This is a genomic window from Shewanella sp. 10N.286.52.B9, from assembly GCF_002873635.1.
In the GTDB taxonomy this organism is placed as follows: domain Bacteria; phylum Pseudomonadota; class Gammaproteobacteria; order Enterobacterales; family Shewanellaceae; genus Shewanella.
In genome coordinates this window covers 46,294-64,912 of sequence record NZ_MCTY01000125.1, presented here as the reverse complement: position 1 = coordinate 64,912, position 18,619 = coordinate 46,294, and the positions used below count along the sequence as shown (strand labels likewise).

Genomic DNA, 18,619 nt, shown 5'->3' with positions numbered 1-18,619 from the left:
ATATCTACGCTGCTAAGAAAAGCCAAAGGGTTTTCAATGAAATCGACCGAGCCAGAATTACAATTAAAATCGCTTATTCAAAGAAAGTATAACCGAGCCGTTTTTTATACTTATATTGGTGTAATTGTTATGGCACTTTTATCGGCATGGGTATTGTTTGAGCGTGAAAAAACCCAGCTAATTAAAGAGCGTGAAGAGCAAGTATTGCGTCATGTCTTGCAAATTGATTTACTGCTGGAGTCGAGTATCCGTGCAGTAAAAAGCTTACGTAACGTCGCCGTAGATAACTTACGTTTAGGCGAGTTAGTCCGTAAAGATCGCTTACCTCAATACGAAAAATTCAATGAAGATGGTCAATTTTTTACCTTAGAGCCAAGTTATGCCACTAGTGGTGAGCCCTTTACCAATATGGGGCGCATTACCGGTATGGGTACCCTTGATGGCCGCAGCGACAGGTTTTATCAAGAATTAGAAATGCTATTTGAGCTGTCGTTGTCTTTCCCTGTTGCGAAAGAGGCCGCCCCTAAAGCTTCTTCGATTTATTACATATCCAAACAAAGGATCATGTCGTCATTTCCGTGGACCAATGACGAGTACCGTTTTCGAGAAGAGCTGCTTAATAAAAAACAATTCCAACTTGCTACTCCTGCCATGAATCCGCAGCGCAGTGTTTTTTGGCGTGAAGCTTATGTAGATTTAGCCGATCAAGGTTTGTTAACCACCCTAGGTCTGCCAGTATATCTTGAAGATGAGTTTATTGGTTCAATCAATTTAGACATGACTTTGGCATCGTTAGCTAAGCAAATGCGGATGTATTTTAAAATGCCGGGTACAGTGATTTTGCTGGATCAATATAACAATATATTGTCCCACAGTGATTTTGAAGCCAGCGATATGAACCGGGTTTATCATATCAGTCAGCGCATTCCGTCAGAGCTGCATTCTTTGCCTGAATCTGAAATGTTCGATGCCCATGATGGCATACTGCGCAACGGCTACTATATTCACTCAGTCGCGCTGCAAAACCCGCCATGGCGCTTGCTATATCTGCAAGATGAAGACCTGTTATTCCAAGACGCTTGGGATAAGTTAAAAGTGAGTTTCTTACTGGTGGTTTTCGCCTTGTCAGTGCTGGTGACCATTGTTCACTGGCAAACTCGCCGCTCATTCGTTAACCCTGCCTCACGTTTATTGACCCATTTGGAAGAGTGTTCTCGCGAGCCTAAATCGCCACCTGAAAAAATCACTGAAGGTTGGGAGCCGTGGTTCTTGCTGGTGAGTCGTATTTTTGAAGAGAACAAACAATATACCGGTCATCTAGCCGAGCAAAATAAACGTCTGGATAACTTAGTCGCAAGGCGCACCCAACGTTTGCGCGATACTACTGAGCGCCGAGAACGTGAGTTTGCACTATTACGCTCATTGATTGACTCAATCCCAGAGGCGATTGTTTACAAAGATAAAGAAGGTAAGTATTTAGGCTGTAATAAATCGGCTGAGTACATGCTGGGCTGCAAAGAAAGTGACATGATCGGGCAATTGTCCCTTGATACCAGTTACGATCAAGGCGTGCGTAGCCGCGAAGAAGATCAAAAAGTATTAACCGAACGCTCACTGATGCGTTATCAAGAAAAAGCCGATATTGGTGGTAAAACGGTACTGCTCGATACCTTAAAACTGCCATTTTATAACCGCCGCGGCGAGTTATTAGGGCTTATTTCAGTATGGCGTGATGTCACCCGTGAATATGAATCGGCTGAGCAATTACGATTATCTGAAGAGCGTTACCATTTAGCCATGGATGCAGTAGAAGATGGCTTGTGGGATTGGTATTTAGATTCAGAGCAGCTGATTTGTAACCCCGCATTTTATTCAATGCTAGGTTATAAGCCGAACGAATTTCCAGCGCTTATTTCAGCAACGGATGCACTTATTCACCCAGACGATCGCATGCGAGTCGAAGAGTATCGAAGTGCATATGCGCTAAAGCCCAAAGGAACCTATGAGATTGAATACCGTATGCGCTCTAAATCTGGAAAGTATCATTGGGTGCTGTCTCGGGGCCGAGCAGTGGAGTTTGCTGCCGATGGTCAGTCTAAGCGAATGCTGGGTACGCATAAAGATATTACCCGCCAAAAGAGTAACGAAGTGGCCTTGCTTGAAGCTAAGCAAGATGCTGAGTTAGCCAACATGTATAAGAGTGAATTCTTGGCCAATATGAGCCATGAAATTCGTACTCCGATGAATGCCATTATCGGCATGTTGCAATTGGCGCTGCGAACTCAGTTAACCGCTCAGCAAAAAGATTATTTAAATAAAGCGGGATTCTCTGCTCAGTCATTACTGCGCATTATTAATGATATTTTGGATTTCTCTAAAATTGAAGCGGGTAAATTAGAGCTTGAAAGGGTGTCATTCCCACTGGATAAAGTGCTTGATCATGTCATTGATATGAATGCCCAAAAGGCTCAAGAAAAAGGCGTTGAGTTACTACTATATGCCCCGGTTACCGCTGGGCTAATTCTCAGTGGTGACCCTCTGCGTTTAGGGCAAATTTTAGTTAACTTATTATCTAACGCGGTTAAATTTACTCAAAATGGTGAGATTGAACTGGGCTGTGAAGATGTAGGCGAGCGAGATCACCGTATTACCCTTAAGTTTTGGGTACGCGATACCGGTATTGGTATTAGCCAAGAGCAACAAGCGAACTTGTTTGATGCCTTCTCCCAAGCTGATGGTTCTACCACTCGAAAATATGGTGGTACCGGATTAGGCCTGTCTATTAGTAAGCATTTAGTCTCGCTGATGGGCGGCACCATGGCCGTTGAATCAGAGCTCAATCAAGGGAGTACTTTCAGCTTTACCATTAGTTTTGAAATTGCTGAAGAAAATGTGGTTGAGCCATTGGTGGTGCCAAAGCAGTTAAATAACTTAACTACCTTAGTGGTGGATGATAACCCAAGTGCTTTGCAGATATATTCCACCTTGATGCGCGACTTTAGCTTTGGGGTGAAAACCGCGCAAAGTGGTGCACAGGCACTAGATGTTTTAGCCCACAGCCCAATAGATTTATTATTGCTTGATTGGATGATGCCTGAAATGGGCGGCGGCGATGTGATTAATATCATTGATGAAATGGTTGCTGATGGGCGGATTAAAAAGCGTCCGGTGATTATTTTAATGACCGCTTATAGTGCTGAGCCGTTAGAGGCCGAGTTTGATGTCAGTCGTGTGTTTGCTGTTTTGCAAAAGCCTTTTAAAGCATCAGCCTTGTTTGATGAGATTATTGGCGCCTTTGCCGCTGAGCCTCAATTGAATGTAGCGCCTGTGGTTGAAGAGGATTCCGAAGCTGCCAAACAAACCGGATTAGTCTTGCTGGTTGAAGATAACTTTATTAATCAGCAGGTAGCCACCGAGCTACTTAAAAGCGCCGGTTATGAAGTTGAAGTGGCTGATAATGGTCAAATAGCACTAGATATGATCGATACTCGTCCGTTTGATGCCGTATTGATGGATATTCAAATGCCGGTCATGGATGGCTTGACTGCTGCCAGAGAATTACGTAAGCGTTACACTACAGAGCAAATGCCGATTATTGCCATGACGGCCCACGCCATGTCTGGTGACAGAGAGAAAAGTATTCAAGCGGGCATGAATGCCCATATCACCAAGCCGATAGTATTAAATGAATTGTTTGATACCTTAGAGCATTGGATTGACTATAAAAATCAGCAGCAAAAATAACAACAATAATGGCGTCAGTTAAGTCGCCAATAATAACAATTAACCTGAGCACAACAACAAGGGAGAGTGTTGAATGGATCGTAAAAGTATGGCGCTTGCTTCAGTCATGGCATTAACGCCAGTACTCATGGCAACCCCAATTATGACTTACGCTGCGACCTCAGCGGCGCAGAAAGTGATAAAGCAAAGTGACAAAGCCCAAGGGTTTATCAACTTTTATTTCCAAAATAGCTCTGGGGAATTGTTTTTAGAAGCAAACCGACTCAATGAGCCCTTTTTACTGATCAGCAGTTTACCCCATGGCGTTGGTTCTAATGATATAGGCCTAGACCGAGGCCAACTCGGGCAAACACGCATGGTGCAATTTGAGCGCCACGGTCCTTATATTCTGCTTAAACAGTTAAATACCTTTTATCGGGCATCAAGCGATAACCCAGCGGAACAGCTAGCGGTCAAAGAGGCGTTTGCTGAATCGGTATTATGGCGCGGTAAAGTGGTCGAAGGTAAAACGCCGCTAGTTGCGGTTAATGATCTAATGATTAATGATTTACATGGGGTTTCTCAGCGTTTAGCTGACACTAAGCAAGGCAGTTATACCTTGGATAAATCCCGCTCAGTTATCTTACCCCAAGGAGTTAAGTCATTTGAGCAAAATGCCGATGTCGATGTTTTACTGACTTTCAATAGCGCTAAAGCTGGCGAATTTGTTAAGCAGGTGACTCCAGATGGCAAGTTTGTTTCAGTGCGAATGCGCTACTCTTTTGTGGCCTTGCCAGAAGCGGGTTATCAGCCCCGCGCTTATCAGCCGATGAGTGGTTATTTATCAGATGAGTATTTTGATTACTCTGCGCCTATCGACTCGCCAGTAAGCAAACAATATCTTTTACGTCATCGACTTGAAAAAGTCACCCCAGGAATTGCTCCTAGTGAAGTGGTTAAACCGATTACTTATTATCTTGATCCTGGCGTGCCAGAGCCTATTCGCTCAGCATTACTCGATGGTGGCCGCTGGTGGGAAGAAGCCTTTAATGAAGCAGGCTTTATTAATGGTTTTAAGCTGGAGATATTACCAGAAGATGCCGACCCACAAGATATTCGTTATAACATGATCCAATGGGTGCATCGTGCGACTCGCGGCTGGTCTTATGGCGCGTCAATTAAAGATCCGCGCACCGGTGAGATCATTAAAGGCCATGTCACCCTTGGGAGTTTGCGGGTTAAACAAGACCACCTTATTGCTCGCGGTTTAACCGCAGGTTGGCAAGACCGAGATGCCGCTGCTGAGGCATCAATGGCCTTAGCATTGGCGCGTATACGCCAATTGTCAGCTCACGAGATTGGCCATACCTTGGGGCTAGATCATAACTTTGCCGCCTCAACCAATGACAATGCTTCGGTGATGGATTATCCCCATCCCAACATTACCCTTAAAGGGGAGCAAGTTGATATTTCAGCGCCATACGTTGAAGGCATTGGTGAGTGGGACAAGTTTACTATTGCTTACGGCTATGGCGATAAAGCTAATGCTGACGAGCTAGTGAAACAAGCCAGAACAGCAGGATTGCGTTACATTGGTGAAGCAGATTCCCGCTCAGCATCAGCAAGCCATGCCTATGCAAGTTTATGGGATAACGGTAACTCTGCAGCAGCAGAACTAACACGATTAGAGCAAGTGCGCCGCAAGGCAATTGAGCAGTTTAATGCCAATGCCTTACTGCAAGAGCAGCCACTAGGTGAACTTGCCGATGTGTTTGTGCCAATTTACTTACTGACCCGTTTTCAAGTGGATGCCGCAGCGAAGTGGATTGGTGGCAGTGATTATAGCTATCAGCAGCATGGCTCAGCTGAGCGCTGGCATTATTTATCGCCCAAGTTACAAACTGAAGCCTTAAGCTCTTTATTAGCGCTACTATCGGCTGAAAGCTTAGCAGTACCGACTGAAGTCACTGAGTTATTAGTGCCTAAAGCTGGTAATTACCGCAAAACCCGAGAAAGCTTTGATTCTGGCATTGGGGTGTTAACCGACCCCATAGGAATGGCAGAGGTGATGAGCCGCCATGTGGTAAGCCGAATATTAGTTCCAGAAAGATTAAACCGTGTCAATCAAGGCTTTATGGGTGATTCAGAGCAGTTATCTGTGGTGAGTCTCATCGATAAGTTATTGGCGAAAACGCTTTTTCAAGATTTACAGCGTGGGCAGTTGTTAGCTGTGCAGATGCGTGTCAATACCGTGGTATTAGATGAGTTACTATCTAGCTACCATAACGACAACACCTCAGCTGAAGTAAAAGCGCAATTGTTAGCGCGCTTAACGTATGCCGAGAAGCAATTAAAGCGCCGTAGCAATCGCGCCAGTAATTATCAAGCTGCCCATTTTGAATGGTTATTGCAAGGTTTAGCCAAAGGGCTTGAGTCAGCGGAGTATCGCTTTATTGCCAAACCTCTAATGATGCCACCGGGTTCGCCAATTTAGTTTTTTGCTATGAACTGCTCGTTATAAGTGCGTGGCTAAAAATGCCCTGTTAAGCCGGTATGCTCGGACTAACAGGGCTTTTTATTGGCAGTAATTTAGCCGATGAGATGACATCTGCAGATAATCACTCTGCTATTTGCTTTGGATTTTTAGGGTAAAAATGATCCGCTTTATGATCAATATGGGAAAACTGACGGGTATTTTTATAAGGCAGTTTCATAAAACCTGAGACCCCATGGCCTTGAATCTTACTGGCATGAAATAAGATTCTATCCAGAGAAGCTCTAAAAGCTGCTTGTTTTCTCGGGTTTAATAAGCGCAAATAACTGTGTATTTTTAGATGGTTAGGTAAGGCTTCAAAAATAATACAGCCGGTATGATGAATTTGGTTTATCCAACCAAGTTCTGTCATGATCTCGGTGGGCAGCTCAAGGTTCTCTTCAGGATCTTTACCATCTTCAAAGTAAGAATGTAGCCGCGAACGGCCTTCTGATGCGGGCACATCACCCACTTCAAAACTTAATTGCGCATCGTTGACCATTTTATATGGCTCAGATGGATTGTTTCGCTCTAAATGTAAGGTGTCTTTAGCGTTAAAAAAGCAGGCTTTAAATACCCCGATACGTCGAATGCCGCGGGCTAAGGTCACCATATTATTGACCGCTTGGATTAACACTTCCTTAGTGTCGGGGTCATAAATAGCAAGGTTAGAGTCGATATAGACGCCGCTTTTACGCCAATGAATGGCAAGGCCTCCCACAATCGGGTATTGGGCTAATTTACCCACTGCGGCAATAAAGCCTTTTTCAGTGTCACCCATGCCCGCAAGAAAATTACGGTAATATTTTTCTAATTGAATATCATCCATCTTCGTAATGGGGTCTTGGGTGTTATGTTCCTTTAAAAATGATTTTCTGGAACTGTAACTCACGGTTTCGACTTGTTTTTGCTTTGGTAAAACCCACAGTGGTATATCTTCAATTAACGGCTGAGCCCCAAGGTGTGGCAAGTGCATACGGTGATTGTGGCGCATGCTCTTTAAAAAATAATCACCGGCTAAATTACGTCTGCTGGGGTCATCGCTAAGCATGCCATCTAAAGTGCGGGCCAGCTCAATGGGTAAACCTAAACTACTGGCGGTGATCACTTTACTGCCAAAGCGGCTAATTTGCCCTGATGCCAGTGCGTATAAGGTGGCTGCCACCCCTTGCTCATCAAATCTTGGACTGGATAACGCCCCATTAAGCTGATCTTCACCGATAAAGTACACATCGCCCATTCTGGCGTTGGTGTGTTGTTGATCGCTCGACATCAAGGACATCACATTGTCTTCAACCGAGTTATTATGCTCATCACGTTGGGCAAACACCGCCGAGCCCCAATCAATGAGTGATAAATGGTCGTTTTCAATGTCATACACTAAATTTGATGGCTTAATATCGCCATGGACTAAGCATTTACCTGTGCGCAGGTAGTACAATAAATTGGCCAATTGCCGTGCAATGCTGATGATCATGGCTATGGGTAACGTCCCCATTCGGTGACAGATTTTATCGAGATCTTCACCTTTGGCTCGCTCCATGACCATAATGCCTTGCTTGCCGACCCGCTCAAATTTGATGGCGTTAGGGACATTAGGGTGCACTAATTGACTGAGCATGAAGGCTTCTTCTTCAAGTCTATCTTGCACGCTTCGTGGCAGGGTAATGCGGGAAAACTTAAACACATGGGATTGGCTAATATCATTGATACCCGCAAACACAAAGCCATAGGCACCTTTGCCGATAAACTCGATATCATGATAACCAAGCTTGCTTAGTTGCTGTTTACATAAACGGATCCAGGCTCGATGCTTACGGGCATCTTCAGCCTTGAGCAGGTAAACTGATTGCTCTTCATTGATATAAAAATGCTGTAACTGCGGTGTTTGCAAAATTAACTTCCTATGTACCAAGGTGCCTGTTGAGTGTATTGGTATTGGCTTATCTCATAAACTCATATTTACACATTGCTGGCAAGCTATTGGATTGATTGAGCCGATTTTTTTTCTGTTTTAGCCTTTATAAAGCAAATTAACCTCACCTAGATCTCAAACCGACCTATCGTAAAAATTAGCTGTTGTAAACTTTGACGTGAGTCAAATTGTTTTGTGCGTTAGATAGGTAGTATTTAAGTAAGTAAAAATATTCGGTTTAATCAAGGAGTGCTTATGCCTACCATTAACAAAGCGGATTTAATTTCACTATTTCCTTTTCCACGGCAACGTATTTTACAGTCGATGGAAGTTACTCACTGTCCACATGCGGTGTTTTATAATGCCAGTGATGAGCAATGTACTACTTGTCATCAGGGCGAAGAGTGCATTTGGATGAATCATAATGATGAACTGGTGGCCCTTGAGAAAAAATCAGTGGAAGATCTGAAACAACAGTTGTTGATTGCGGTGGACTTTATTGACTCGAATTTGAGCCCACATCATTTATCACGTCGTAATTGTCAATGTGATAACTGCAAGTGGCTTAAAAAAGTTCAGCATGTGCTTCAAGGTAAAGCTGAACAAGAGTAGCAGACATTGCCATTACTGTTGCTTTATAGCTTAGGTTTAGTCAATCAAAGTTGTCGTTTGTCGGGTTCAAACTGTGGTTTACGGGTTTAAGCTTTTTAGTGTTGCATCTCACTTTTAGAGTGATTAGAGTTAGACGCATTATTTACTGACTTGAGTTTATCTACATGGAAGCGAGTTTTTGGCATGAGAAGTGGCAGTTACAACAAATCGGTTTTCATCAGCCGCAAGTGAATCCATTTTTAGTAAAGTATTGGTCTACACTTGCCGTCGATAACAGCGCAGAGGTGTTTGTACCTTTATGTGGCAAGTCATTAGACATGTGTTACCTTGCAGAGCAAGGCCATGATGTTGTTGGCTGTGAGCTAAGCCAAACCGCTGTTGAGGACTTTTTTAGCGACAATAATTTGCCTGTGAGCATGACTTCGCAAGCTGAGCATCAATTTTTTTGTGCTGATCAAGTAACCCTTATTCAAGGTGATATTTTTACCCTACCATTAACGGCGACAAAGTCGATTCAGGCTTTTTACGATCGCGCCGCCTTAATTGCTTGGCCAGAGCAAATGCGCCAGCAATATGCACAACAGCTTGCCAAGTTAATTCCGGCTAAAGTTAAAGGGTTATTGATTACCTTAGATTACCCACAAGCCGAGCTTAATGGCCCGCCATTTGCGGTGAGCCCGCAGTGGATTGAACAATACCTGGCGCCATATTTCGAGATTGAATTACTCGAGTGTGCTGATGTATTAGCGGAAAACCCACGCTTTATTAATAAGAATGTTTCTTGGCTAAATGAAGCGGCTTATTTGTTAACCCGCAAATCATCATAAACTTTTCTCTATTGTTTTAGTGAGCTGCAGACAATAAAAAAGCGACCATCAGGTCGCTTTTCAGTTGTAGACTAACTCGTTGTTAGAAGTCGTAACGCATACCTACACTGAAGACATTATCGTCTTTTAGATCAGTCTTAGTATTAACCACTGTGTAATCACCTTCATACATAGCGTAATGAGCAAACACTAAGGTTGATTTAGCAACGCGATAATCAGCACCAATAGTGATATTTTGCACATTGACATCATCAGGCATTACACCGGCAGTATCTTTTGTTAGGTTCTTGTAATAATTGCCAAAACCTGCTTCATCAGCGCCGTATTCTACTTTCAAGTTTACGCCATTTAAGTTGTAAGCTAGGTTAATAAAGTAAGTATTGCCGTCTTGATCTGAATTAGTCACACTTTCTGAGTTTTGGAATAAACCACCAATTTTAAAATCGCCGGCTTTAAATTGTGCTACTGCGCGGTATGCATCAATACCACCAATGGCTTTGTTATAAGCACCAGCAACATAGTAATTGTGTTTTTTAAGGCCTTTGTCACCAAAGGTCACGCTTAAGGCATATTGAGAGTCATCAGAGGCTTGATTATCTTCCATTAAATAAGTGGCATTAATGGTAAACATGTCAGCAATCAGCGGTGAATAGTACCAAAAACCATCGGCACTACGGGTTTGGCCGCCAACTAAACGATCCATATCGGCATTGGTGTTACCAAAAATATCCACACCACCTTCAGCAGCTTTAAATACGGTATCGTTACGGCCGACTAGCACTGAGCCGCCTTCAGTTTTAATTCCTAAGTAGGTGTTACGCGCTTTGAAAACATCACCTTTGCCAGACGTGTTCTCTACCTGAAATTCCATTTGGTATAGCACTTCAACGCCATCAGTAATTTTTTCACTGCCCTTCACACCCAATAGCGAGAAGTTATTTTCAATGTAAGTGCCACTTTCACCTAGGGTTACACCGTTAGTGCCGCCTTGCAGGGTTGCGCCGGTTTCGGAGTTGGTGATAGATAAATCTAAGCGACCGTAAAAATCAGGACCGTCGGCTAGCGCAGCGAACGAAGTGAGGGTTAAAACCGATACAACTGATGCAGATAATAATGTCTTTTTCATCTTTCATACTCCCTTTAGAACATGATGTTCTATCCCCATTTATATGGGATTGTTTTAGTGGTATTTTTCGCAGAACACTCTGCGTAACAAACTTGTTGCAATATTTACAGGTTTATCGTTAAAAAGTTGTGGCCTAGATCAAGTTTTTTGTTTTGAGGTGAAATTGGTGTGTAAAAGATGTGATAAATGCTGTGTATTTGGGTTTTGGTTAACACTTTTATAGCGTTATACCTATTTAGAGAGGTTCACATCTAATTAAAAATGCGCTAGCCCAGTAATTTATGAGATCTACATCAGGTTTAGGGATTGCTTAAGTGGGAGCTTTGAAGTGTTGTTATTGCAGTTTTTTTAGCTATTAGGTCATTAAAATCAACCTCTAATGACTAAAACAAAAAAAACGGCCTAAATAGACCGTTTTTAATCATCATATCGGTAGATAAATTAACGCTTAAAAACGATGATTAAGCCGTTAATAAGTCGCTGTGATGAGTTAGAAATCGTAGCGTAAACCCACAGTCACGATATCGTCATTTAAGCTTTGGCTAGTTTGGTTTAGTACCATGTCGCCATCATACTTAGTGTAGTGACCATATACTAAGGTACTTGGGCTAACGCGGTAATCTGCACCAACACTGAACTGGTTGATTTCGAAATCGCTCATGTTTTCAAGGTTGTCAGCGCCAACTAAACGACTTGCATATTTACCTAAACCTGAATCATCGTAGCTATAGCCTGCTTTAATTTTCACGTTGCCTAATAAATAAGCTAGGTTTACTGAGTAACTGTCACCTTCTAGATGCGCTAACTCAGCTTTTTGGCTTTCACTGTTTTGGTATAAACCACCTACAATGAAGTTACCAATTTTACCTTGTACAACAGCACGATATGCTTCGATATCGCTGATACCATCTTGGTAAGCGGCTGCAGCATAGAAGTTATGGGTTTTAAATGCTTTATCACCGATGGTGGCACTTAATGCATACATAGAGCTGCTTTGTGAGTCGTGGTTATCATCAACTAGGTAAGTCGCATTTAGCGTTAGCATGTCAGCAATTTTTGGTGAGTAGTAGCTAACACCATCAGCTTCACGGTTTTGACCAGCAAATAATAAATCGATGTCTGAGTTGGTGTTACCGAATAAATCAAATCCACCTTCTGCTGCTTTGAACACAGTGTCGTTACGACCCACTAATGCAGTACCTGCAACTGTTTTAATACCTAAAAAGCTGTTACGAGCAGCAAAAGTATTACCAGAGTTATCAAAGTTAGAAACGCCGAACTCCATTTGATATAAGATTTCTACGTCATCACTGATTTTTTCAGAACCTTTAACACCTAACCATGAAAAGTTATTTTCAAGGACAGTGCCATCTTTTTGGTTTTGAGTTGCAATACCTTCACTAGAGTTAGTGATTGCAAGATCGGCGCGGCCATAAAAATTTGGGCCATCAGCTAGAGCAGTAAAAGAGGTCATTGCAGTGCAAGATAAAATAGCTGCAGTGATCAGGTTTTTTTTCATCATCTTAATCTTCCTTTGGTAAGGGATTGATTTTTATCAGCTATGCTTGCTGATATTGATAGAAAATAACGACTGGGTTATCAACCTTATCGTTATTCATAGTAATTCCTGTTCTGTGGAGGATATTGCCACAAAAAGTTCATACCAAAGTGTGATCTATGTCACTTTAGGTTGGATTTAATTTATATGTATCATTATGATTTACAATGACTTAAATCGTAGTTAACAGTTTTATTGGTGCGGTTAACTGGCTTTCTTTGTTTTTGCTGCATGTTGCGGGTTTAGGTAATAGGTGTTTCAGTGTGTAACTAGGGTTTAACTAAGGTTTAATTGAGGAATACATTCAGATCTGCGTTGATTTCGTATAAAATACCGCCCCCACATTGAGAGTTTAAAGAGCAATACATGTTGTCTGAATCATACTTAAATCGTTTTGGTGGTATAGGTCGACTATACGGTCAAGCGGCATTGGAAAACTTTGCTAATGCACATGTCGTGATCATCGGTATTGGTGGGGTAGGGACTTGGGTCGCTGAATCGCTGGCTCGAAGTGGTATAGGGCAAATAACACTGATTGATTTAGATGACATATGTGTCACTAATACCAATCGTCAATCTCACGCAATTGCATCCACCATCGGCCAGTCCAAAGTTGAAGTAATGGCGCAGCGAATTATTGAAATTAATCCTGAGTGCGTGGTGAATGAAGTCGAAGACTTTATCACTGTCGATAATTTGGCGGAGCATCTGGGTAGTAAAGCCAGTCCGTTAGCGATTGATTATGTGGTTGACTGTATTGATGCCGTCAAACAAAAAGCGGCGTTAATTGCATGGTGTAAAAGAAATAAGCTGAAAATTGTCACCGTAGGTGGCGCGGGAGGTCAAACCGATCCCACTCAAATTCAGTTAACCGATTTAGCTAAAACTTATCAAGACCCATTATTAGCGAAAGTCAGAAACATTTTGCGTAGAGAATATAACTTTTCAAAAAATGTTGCCCGCAGGTTTGCCGTTGACGCAGTGTTTTCAACGCAACAACTGGTATATCCTCAAAATGATGGTAGCGTCTGCAGTACTAAAAATAGCGCCGATGGCAGTATGAGAATGGATTGTGCGTCAGGCTTTGGCGCAGTGACTATGGTTACTGGCACTTTTGGTTTTATTGCTGCAAGTCGAGTATTAGCCAAATTGGCAGCCAAATAATGTATACAGAATGCCAATATTTTTAAGCTTAACGTTTAGCTTATCAATCTCATTTAACCTATAGCTTAGTTTCGATCTTCATGGCGCATTAAACAGCTTATTTGATGCGCCTAACTGCCGTTGTTTGCTCTTCCCTCTAAATAAGTCATTGCGTTAACTGCTTTTATTCATTTCTCATTTTATTGGCATTGAAATTGCTTTACTAAGTCTAGATTCAAAAATCTGACACTGTGGATAGCATGATGATGAAAATGAAATTAAAGGCTGTAAATTTAGTGAATATCAAACGCGTTTTAGTCAGCACTATGCTGTGGTTAGTGATCGCTTGTGCGGTATTATTAGTTGCACCTCAGCACGTGCTTGAGACGCTTTCTTTGTCGGCTCTGGTGTCAGATTATGGCCATTTTATTGGCTTAGGGCTCATTGTTGGTGCCGCTTTTTTCTTAAGCCAATTATTCACCTTTGTGGTTGACGAGTCGATTGGGATTTTAAAAGAAAAACGCGCTGTTGAAACCATAGAAGCCAAAGTTAAGTTACTCGATCCCGCTGAGCGAGCGTTACTGCGAGAGTTCTTTTTACAGGGAGCGACAATTTTGGCGCTACCGCAAAACGAATTGGCAGTTAAAGGTCTAGTGGACAGTAATATTTTAGAGTTAGTGGGTAATGAGCGTCACTATGCGATTCAAGGACCGACTGCTGAGTATAAAATTTCAATGAAAGCGCGTTTGTATTTAAATCGTGAAGTATTGAGATTACCCGCAGGCGAGCCAAGTAAGGAAGAGCTTAATCACCTTATTAAAGCGCGACCACAGTTTGTAAATGGTCTAGTGCAATCTAGAAAGCATGCCGCGTAATCTAAAAATTAGGTTTAATAAACATAAAAATGGGGGCGAAAGCCCCCTAAAGAAACAAATAACAAATAACAAAAATTATAGAAGGAGGGTAGTAACTATTCCTTAGGAGCAGATTTCACAATAAACATCCACATCATGTAAGACATGATCCCCATGGTGCAGAAGATAACAATCATTGACAGCAATCCGATTGCGTTACCAAACATTAAATCTAACCAAAAAGCCATAATCATTATCCTTTCATTGTAAAACTAGCTTTAACATACTATTTTCAATTTTTAACATTTATGATCTTGATCAATAAAGTCAGCGCTTTTTAATGGGGAAGATTTATTAATGTCGATTAGCGCAAATTTACTCTACTTGAATGAGATTTAAGCTATTGAGATTGATTTGATCATTTTGCTTATGAAAGGGCTTGCCATTGTCATTGGCCTAGGTATAATTCCGTCACTCAATTGAGCCAAGCTTGATTGACTACAATATGATGCCAGCGTGATGAAATTGGTATACATGGGGGATTCAAAATCCCCTGTCGAAAGACGTGTCGGTTCGAGTCCGACCGCTGGTACCATCTCCTCTTTGAGGATAAAACCGACGTAAGTCGGTTTTTTTGTGCTTGAAATTTACCAAGCCAGGTTTAATTTCCTAATAGTAATTGTGTTGATTTCGTTCATTTCGTTCATTTCGTTCATTTCGTTCATTTCGTTCATTTCGTTCATTTCGTTCATTGCGTTCATTGCTTTGTTGTATGAGACACAATTACCCGCTAAAGCGCTAGCTTCGAAAGCTAAATATCATAGTGTTGTAGCCCATAGCTCCATTTTTTTAACGCGGCCTCCAACTCTTTAAGTTTATAAGGTTTGTGTAAAATGTCATTCATGCCTGATTCAACGCACTCAGCGACTTCAGTGGATGTTGTGCCAGCCGTTAGTGCAATTATCGGTTTAGTATAACCCTGTTTACGTAAGTACTTTGTTGTTTGAAATCCATCTAAAATGGGCATACGGCAATCCATTAAAATGATATCAAATTCATTATTTTTTAAGACTTCAAGGGCTAGTTCTCCATTATCAGCGAACTGATAGTTAATGCTAAATTTATCTAGCATCATCCCTAAAATAACTTGATTGGTCTTGATGTCTTCTACGGCTAAAATGCGTAGATGATTGATACTGTGAGTATTCCTGTTTACCTCAATAACACTTTGGTTATTTTCTACGGCAAGTTCAAGGGGAAGCTTAACGGTAAACTCTGTCCCTTTATCAAGGGTACTGACGAAGCTGACCTCACCATTCATCAATTCAATCAACTGCTTACAAATGGATAGCCCTAAACCTGTTCCTTCAAACTTTCTTTGGCTAGAGTTATCGACTTGGGTGAAGGGCTCAAATAAGCTTGCTTGCTTATTTTGGGGGATGCCGCAGCCAGTGTCAGAGATAATAAAAATCAATGACGTGTCTTGCCATGATGTGTGTAGATGAATCGATCCTTGATTGGTAAATTTAACTGAATTGCCGATTAGGTTAATTAGGATTTGTTTAATCCTGTCTGCATCCCCAAGCAGGGTGGTAGGTATTGATTGGTCATTTTCGCAACTGAATGTCAGTCCCTTGGCTTTGATTTTCTCAGTAAAAATTTGTTCTATGGTATCAATTAGGGTTTGCGGGCTGAAAGTGGCTAATTTCAACTCAAGCATACCAGCGTTCATTTTGCTGATATCAAGTAAGTCATTAATAATAACTCGAAGCATTTCTCCCGCTTGATGTACGCTCATGAGTAATTTTTTTTGGTAGCTGGTAATGGAGGTGTCCTCCATGAGCTCCGCTGCCCCAAGTAAGCCATTTAAGGGGGTTCTTAATTCATGGTTAATCATTGCCACAAAGTCACGGGTCGACTTTTCAGAGTGTTCCGCTCTTATTTTTTCCTTAATGGTTTTGTTAAGTAATAATTGGCGCTGAAAAGAGGCACTTATCATATCGGCAATTAAACAGTACTGTTTTTCAATCACGCGATGCCAGCTTTCTTGAGGGCTGGTACGGAAAATAAAATGTAATCGGCCCACTTTTTTAGGTCCAAATTGCAGATATACTACTAGCTCGGTTTTATCTTGATTCCATTGGAAGTTATTTTTCGGGGTTGGAAACTCATCAAAGGTGGTTGCTTCACCGGATTGTAAGTGTTCATTTTCTAATATATCCAAGCTGGAAGACAGCCGGATTGCTTTAATACTGGCAGTATCCATCAGATCTTCAAGTAATTGTTGGATCACCTGCTCACTGGGAGGGACTTGTAATAACTGCGAGTTATAATGTGACAGGGTGGATTCTAATTTATTGATGAAGATCAGCAGTTGTTCATCTTGTTCAGCTTGTTTTTTTGCAACAACTAAAGAGTCTTCCACAAGTAATTTTGCGAAATACAGTTCGGTACTTTTTTCTTCCAATAGCGATTCAGCTGCTTTGCGAATTTTAGTTTCTCGTTGAATCTTTTTCTTAAGCAGTTCTATTGTTTTTTCACTATCCATTTATAAAGCCTAAACTTTGGTCAATGTAAAGCGAACCTGAGAACCGTCCGCTTGAATCGGTTTCATTTGGATATCAATTTTTTCATTATAATATTCAGCGCAGCCTTCAATGAGGCCAAAACAAACATGAGAAAAACAACGGGCAGAAATATAATCTAACACCATGTCATATTCACTGCTTGAAATAAGGTCAAACTTGGGTGGCTTTGCATCGCCGTAAAGCTTTTTAACTTCAAGATGAATATATTCTTCGACTTGGGTAATAAATTGAAAAGTCGAGCTCGAGTTAATTTTAAGCTCTGGCATACTGTCTAGTAAATTAGTGAATACTGATTTACCATATACAGCCTGTAATTCTTCAATACTGATACCTGTTATTTTACTCAAAGAGATAATCAGTTTTACTAAATCCTTATGATCGTAGGTGCCAGCGGAGGTATACACTCCTTCATCTGCATTTTCATCAAGTATTTTTTGGCATACTTCTAAACCAAATGTGGTTTCAACAAGTTCTAAAAACTCAGAAAAAATAATACCCTTCATAATCATCCTTAATTAATGTCTTTGTATTGAGTATAGGCATAAAATGACATTACTCTGCAGTTAATCGCAGTTTTTTAGATAAACAGGAATGTTGTAAAACTATTCTGATACTCGGGCGAACTGATTTCGTCAGCGATGAAACTTAGCAAGGTTAGTTATTATTGGGGTGATTGCTCAGACAAGCTCTGAGTCTTTAATCCTTTCAATCGTGACCTATGTGGAATGGATGCGATCGCGTAAATAAAGTTGAATAATAGTGTTCTTATTTTCAGCTAATGAAAAAGGATGCCAAGGCATCCTTATTTGTTTCATCGGCTATAGAGACTTTAAATTGGCGTTAAGCTTAGAACTTATAATCAATAGCCAAATACACTTGCTGTGTATCATTTAATGAGTAGCTGGCACTATTCGCCCCGTTAGATGCGTTTACATCATAATCTTGTTTTAAATAGCGGTAACCCACTTCAGTAGACCAGCTGTTATTAATGTTATACATCAAACCTGCTTGACCGCCCCATACAAAGGTATTTTTAGAGTCAAAGCCACTGTCTTTAATCCCGTTATGCGTCATACCTGCAGTTGCACCAACAAACCAGTTCATTTTATTACTGTCACCTAAGCCAACAAGGTAATCATATGATAATAAAAAGGTTTGTTGTCTTGCTATATCATCAGAGTTATAGCCGTAGGTGGCGTATATACGGTTGTTATCATTGAGGTAGTTACCCACTCTAAATTGGTAGCTTATATCTTCTTCTATATTTCTCTGATTACTTTCTGCACTAGGTTTCATTTTATAGGTATCTTGCTGATAACCTGCTGCGCCACCCACAAACCAATCTGATGCCATAGCAGGAACTGACATTACTGATGAGATTAAACCCGCTAGAACAAGATGCTTCGTTTTCATTTTTTACTCCAAGTGTAAATAATCACTATTAATAATTTCTCACAGTGTTTTTTTGCTGTTGAGGTCACCATAGTGCGAGCTAGCTGAATCGTTACTGAATAAAATCGTTGCTATTTTCATATCGCTTAGAAGAGTTATGTATTTTTTACCAGGGTAGAACTGGTTTTATCACTGGTTTTTTGCTGGCAATGTTTTGGCTTAAATAGGCTCTGGGAAACTGCAATCGAATTAATTTTTGAATCGAGATGGCATATCACATATGACTTAATTATTGGTAGATCACAAATATGAAAGATAGTTATGGGATTGTATGCGCTTTGTCACTTT

General features: G+C 41.2%; 13 protein-coding genes and 1 tRNA gene. 7 read left to right on the top strand and 7 right to left on the bottom strand.

Features of this window, described 5'->3' with window-relative positions:
- Positions 1 to 36 precede the first annotated feature (36 nt).
- Together BCU91_RS07645 and BCU91_RS07640 are read left to right on the top strand one after the other, a co-directional pair.
- Positions 37 to 3,744 carry a response regulator gene (locus BCU91_RS07645; RefSeq protein ID WP_102531221.1) on the top strand — a complete coding sequence of 1,236 codons (3,708 nt, stop codon included), beginning with the start codon at positions 37 to 39 and terminating at the stop codon, positions 3,742 to 3,744.
- A gap of 73 nt (positions 3,745 to 3,817) precedes the next feature.
- Positions 3,818 to 6,217 (top strand): zinc-dependent metalloprotease, encoded by a 2,400-nt coding sequence (locus BCU91_RS07640; RefSeq protein ID WP_102531220.1) that lies wholly within the window; start codon positions 3,818 to 3,820, stop codon positions 6,215 to 6,217.
- Positions 6,218 to 6,341: 124 nt separating this feature from the next.
- Here BCU91_RS07640 and BCU91_RS07635 read toward each other — a convergent pair whose 3' ends face one another.
- Complete coding sequence (locus BCU91_RS07635; RefSeq protein WP_102436672.1) at positions 6,342 to 8,150, bottom strand: protein kinase; 1,809 nt, start codon at positions 8,148 to 8,150, stop codon at positions 6,342 to 6,344.
- A gap of 276 nt (positions 8,151 to 8,426) precedes the next feature.
- On the opposite strand from BCU91_RS07635, the gene BCU91_RS07630 reads away from it, so the two are divergent.
- Positions 8,427 to 8,783 carry a hypothetical protein gene (locus BCU91_RS07630; protein WP_076540594.1) on the top strand — a complete coding sequence of 119 codons (357 nt, stop codon included), beginning with the start codon at positions 8,427 to 8,429 and terminating at the stop codon, positions 8,781 to 8,783.
- Positions 8,784 to 8,947: 164 nt separating this feature from the next.
- Positions 8,948 to 9,610: a thiopurine S-methyltransferase gene (locus BCU91_RS07625; RefSeq protein WP_102475356.1), complete on the top strand. Its 663-nt coding sequence runs from the start codon at positions 8,948 to 8,950 to the stop codon at positions 9,608 to 9,610.
- An 82-nt stretch (positions 9,611 to 9,692) separates the two neighbouring features.
- Here BCU91_RS07625 and BCU91_RS07620 read toward each other — a convergent pair whose 3' ends face one another.
- The gene (locus tag BCU91_RS07620; protein WP_102475355.1) at positions 9,693 to 10,736 is read right to left on the bottom strand and encodes a porin; all 1,044 of its coding nucleotides are present in this window, start codon (positions 10,734 to 10,736) and stop codon (positions 9,693 to 9,695) included.
- A gap of 490 nt (positions 10,737 to 11,226) precedes the next feature.
- Positions 11,227 to 12,255, bottom strand: a complete 1,029-nt coding sequence (locus tag BCU91_RS07615; RefSeq protein WP_102475378.1) for a porin — start codon at positions 12,253 to 12,255, stop codon at positions 11,227 to 11,229.
- 408 nt (positions 12,256 to 12,663) lie between these two features.
- On the opposite strand from BCU91_RS07615, the gene tcdA reads away from it, so the two are divergent.
- Together tcdA and BCU91_RS07605 are read left to right on the top strand one after the other, a co-directional pair.
- Positions 12,664 to 13,458, top strand: coding sequence for a tRNA cyclic N6-threonylcarbamoyladenosine(37) synthase TcdA (tcdA, locus tag BCU91_RS07610; RefSeq protein WP_102436769.1), 795 nt, complete (start codon positions 12,664 to 12,666; stop codon positions 13,456 to 13,458).
- Between the two features lie 242 nt (positions 13,459 to 13,700).
- Positions 13,701 to 14,312, top strand: coding sequence for a superinfection exclusion B family protein (locus BCU91_RS07605; protein WP_102436678.1), 612 nt, complete (start codon positions 13,701 to 13,703; stop codon positions 14,310 to 14,312).
- 95 nt (positions 14,313 to 14,407) lie between these two features.
- Here the strand turns inward: BCU91_RS07605 and BCU91_RS07600 are convergent, their stop codons facing one another.
- Entirely contained in the window at positions 14,408 to 14,539 is a 132-nt protein-coding gene (locus tag BCU91_RS07600; protein ID WP_076540587.1) for a DUF3149 domain-containing protein, read from the bottom strand.
- A gap of 262 nt (positions 14,540 to 14,801) precedes the next feature.
- Here BCU91_RS07600 and BCU91_RS07595 point away from each other — a divergent pair.
- Positions 14,802 to 14,886 (top strand) — tRNA-Leu (locus BCU91_RS07595).
- Between the two features lie 216 nt (positions 14,887 to 15,102).
- Here BCU91_RS07595 and BCU91_RS07590 read toward each other — a convergent pair.
- The 3 genes from BCU91_RS07590 to BCU91_RS07580 all read right to left on the bottom strand — a co-directional run bounded on the left by BCU91_RS07590 (position 15,103) and on the right by BCU91_RS07580 (position 18,292).
- Positions 15,103 to 16,839, bottom strand: a complete 1,737-nt coding sequence (locus BCU91_RS07590; protein WP_102475354.1) for an ATP-binding protein — start codon at positions 16,837 to 16,839, stop codon at positions 15,103 to 15,105.
- A gap of 9 nt (positions 16,840 to 16,848) precedes the next feature.
- Positions 16,849 to 17,382 carry a heme NO-binding domain-containing protein gene (locus BCU91_RS07585; RefSeq protein ID WP_102531219.1) on the bottom strand — a complete coding sequence of 178 codons (534 nt, stop codon included), beginning with the start codon at positions 17,380 to 17,382 and terminating at the stop codon, positions 16,849 to 16,851.
- A 343-nt stretch (positions 17,383 to 17,725) separates the two neighbouring features.
- Positions 17,726 to 18,292 carry an outer membrane beta-barrel protein gene (locus BCU91_RS07580; protein ID WP_102531218.1) on the bottom strand — a complete coding sequence of 189 codons (567 nt, stop codon included), beginning with the start codon at positions 18,290 to 18,292 and terminating at the stop codon, positions 17,726 to 17,728.
- Positions 18,293 to 18,619 lie beyond the last annotated feature (327 nt).